Annotated in this window: 3 protein-coding genes and 1 pseudogene; 1 reads left to right on the plus strand and 3 read right to left on the minus strand. The window is 73.1% G+C overall.

Annotated features, from left to right (window positions below):
- Positions 1-29: 29 nt before the first annotated feature.
- Positions 30-497 (plus strand): peroxiredoxin, encoded by a 468-nt coding sequence (locus tag H5J33_RS29240; RefSeq protein WP_181797820.1) that lies wholly within the window; start codon positions 30-32, stop codon positions 495-497.
- 6 nt (positions 498-503) lie between these two features.
- Here H5J33_RS29240 and H5J33_RS29245 read toward each other — a convergent pair whose 3' ends face one another.
- The 3 genes and pseudogenes from H5J33_RS29245 to H5J33_RS29255 all read right to left on the minus strand — a co-directional run.
- A complete protein-coding gene (locus H5J33_RS29245) occupies positions 504-938 on the minus strand; it encodes a cupin domain-containing protein (protein ID WP_181797821.1) in 435 nt (144 codons plus the stop codon).
- A gap of 70 nt (positions 939-1,008) precedes the next feature.
- The gene (locus H5J33_RS29250; RefSeq protein WP_181797822.1) at positions 1,009-2,064 is read right to left on the minus strand and encodes an LLM class flavin-dependent oxidoreductase; all 1,056 of its coding nucleotides are present in this window, start codon (positions 2,062-2,064) and stop codon (positions 1,009-1,011) included.
- 66 nt (positions 2,065-2,130) lie between these two features.
- Positions 2,131-2,975: pseudogene (locus tag H5J33_RS29255) on the minus strand (metallophosphoesterase); the annotation flags it as partial.

Consider the following 2,975-nt stretch of genomic DNA (forward strand, 5'->3'; position numbering starts at 1 on the left):
GGCGTGGCCCGCGACCGAGAGGGGCGGTCGTGACCAGGCCCCTCGCGGTCGGGGACACGGTGGAGGACTTCGCCCTGCCCGACGAGACCGGGACCACCCGCCGACTCACCGAACTGCTGGCCGGCGGGCCCGTCGTGCTCTTCTTCTACCCCGCCGCCCTCACCCCCGGCTGCACCGCCGAGGCGTGCCACTTCCGGGACCTGGCAGCCGAGTTCGCGGCCGTCGGCGCCCGCCCCGTCGGCATCAGCGGGGACCCCGTCGGCAAGCAGCGGGAGTTCACCGACCGGCACCGGCTCGGCATGTCGCTGCTCTCCGACGCCGACGGCACGGTCCGTGAGCGGTTCGGCGTCCGGCGCGGTTTCTCCCTGGCCCCGACCAAGCGCGTCACCTACGTGATCGCCGAGGACCGTACCGTCCTGGAGGCCGTCCGCAGCGAGCTGCGCATGAACACCCACGCCGACCGGGCCCTCGCCGTCCTCCGCGCCCGTAAGCGTTGAGCGGGTTCACTGGAACGGGCAGCCCGGGTTCGGGGCGTCCTCGGAGAACGGGGAGCCGTGCGGGAGCACGTACAGCACGTCCAGGACCAGCGGGGTGTCGCCCAGATTGCGGCCTATGTGGACGTAGCCGGGGCCGGCCGGTTCCCGGATCGTCCCGCCGGTGCCGTACACGCCGTCCGATCGGCACGTGGAGTCGAAGTGGCTGAGGGTGCCCTGCCGCACCACGCCGTACAGCGGGCCGTCGTGGTAGTGCCAGCCGGTGGTCTGACCGGGCGGGAGGGTGACCTCCCGCAGGATGTAGTCGGTGCCGTCGACGGTGTTCTGGGCGAGGATCCGGGACGTGATGCCGGGCCCCGGCGGGGTGGCCCCGGCGAAGCCGCAGGTCATGAGGGCGGCGACGGTGACGACGCCGGTCACGGCGGTACGGAGTGCGGTGCGCATGCGAGCCTTTCGGGGGCGTGGACGGATATCGTCGCGACCATAGAGGCGAACCCGGCACACCGGGTCCGGATCATCCGGCGGGCCGCCACCCCAGGGCCGGTCCGAGCTTCGTCGCCATGTCCGTCAGGATCTGTACGTAGTCCTCGTACTCGAAGGTGAACGGCAGGGCGAACGCCACCTCGTCGACCTCGCGGAACGCGGCGTGCGCGTGCAGCCGCTCGGCCAGCTCCGCCGAGGTGCCGACCAGGTCCGGTGCGAACAGATGCCGTGCCGGGCCCTGCGGGGAGGCCGTGCGGGGCAGCCGCCGGGCCGCGTACTCCGCGTACTTGGCGCGCTGTGCCGGGCTCGCGGAGTCGGTCGGGATCACCACCAGCCCGTGGGAGACCCGGGCCGCCTCCCCGTCGGGATGGTGGGCCCGGAACTCCCGGATGAGGGCCGCCTGGATCGCGGCGAAGTCGGGCGGCCCGCCGGCGCCCTCGGTGTCCTCGGTGTCCTCGGTGTCCTCCACCTTCACCACGCTGCTGGTCAGGAAGTTCATGCCGTGCTCGCCCGCCCGGCGCGCCGAGCGCAGGCTGCCGCCGCCGTACCACATCCGCCGCCCGAGCCCGGGGGAGTGCGGCTGGACGATGTCGGAGAAGACCTCGAACCCCTCCACCCCGCTGAAGTCGGTGACGGGCTTGCCGCGCACCAGGTCCAGCAGCCGCCGCACCCGCTCGAAACCGAAGTCCTCCGCGTCCGCGGTGTCCGGGTAGAGGGCGCCCTTGACCTGCTCGTAGTGCGTCGGCGGGCCCACGCTGACGCCCGGGTTCAGCCGGCCGCCGGACAGCACGTCCACCGTCGCCAGGTCCTCGGCGAGCCGCAGCGGGTTCTCCCAGCCGAGCGGCGTCACCGCGGTGCCCAGCTGGATCCGCCGGGTGCGCTGCGAGGCGGCGGCCAGGACCGCGACCGGGGAGGAGATGCCGTACTGCAGATGGCGGTGGCGGACCCAGGCGCTGTCGAAGCCGAGCCGCTCGCCCAGCTCGATGATGCGCAGTGTGGACTCGTGGCCCCGCCCGGGATCCGCCGCGTCGAACAGGCCGATGGTCAAAAAGCCCAGCTTGCGCAGCGGGCGAGAGGTGGACGGCACGGGTCCTCCAGCGGTCGTGTGTCGGCTCCGCCTCGATTCTGGCAGGCGAGTGTGACAACCGTGTGATCAATCCGCCCGGGCGGCCGGCAGCGGGATCACCACCTCGTCCTCGACGGGCGGATCGAGTTCCTGCGCGAGATTGCCCGTCGCGGCGAAGCAGCGCAGCCGCACGGCGTCCGCGGTGACGTCCAGGCGCAGGAAGCACTTGAAGAACGGCGGGCTGTAGGTGACGGAGGACGGCGAGAACAACTGGGTGTAGATCTTGCGCACCGGCAGCCGGAACCGGGCCGGCCGGTCGGGGCGGCGACCGGTACCCAGCAGGCCCGCGACGAGCCGGGTACGGCGGGTGACCCGGGCGTCCGGACCCGGGACGCGGGCCGGTTCGATGCCGAGCCGTTCGGCGACGACGGCCGCCGCCTCCGCCTCGGTCAGCCGGAAGAGGCGGCGCAGCCGCAGCCGGCGGCCGTACAGGCGGCTGTAGAAGGCGAGCGAGTCGCCGCGCAGCGGGTAGCAGCGGAACTCGCGTTCGGTGACGCCGCCGACCGACACCCGCGGGATGGTGTGCGTGGCGTGCGTGAACGCCCCGCCGCCGCCCGCCACGACGTACTGGATCGTGCGGCCGTCCACCGTCACCGGGTAGCGCTGGTAGTTGTGGATGTCGCCGCCGATCACGGCCACGTAGTGGTGCTCCGGGGCCCGGACGATGTCGTCCACCGTGCCGCCGCCCTCGATGGGGCACGGGTGGTGCTCGCCGTCGACGTACAGCGGCGAGCCGGTGACGAGGATCTTCGGCCTGGGCCCCCGCGATATCTCCCGCAGCCAGGCGCCCTGTTCGGCGTCGACCGTGCCCAGCAGGCCGGTGTCGATGCCGACGATCCGCACCGGCCCCGCGTCGATCGCCCAGTACGGGC

This window comes from Streptomyces sp. WELS2 (assembly GCF_013870595.1).
Lineage (GTDB): Bacteria > Actinomycetota > Actinomycetes > Streptomycetales > Streptomycetaceae > Streptomyces.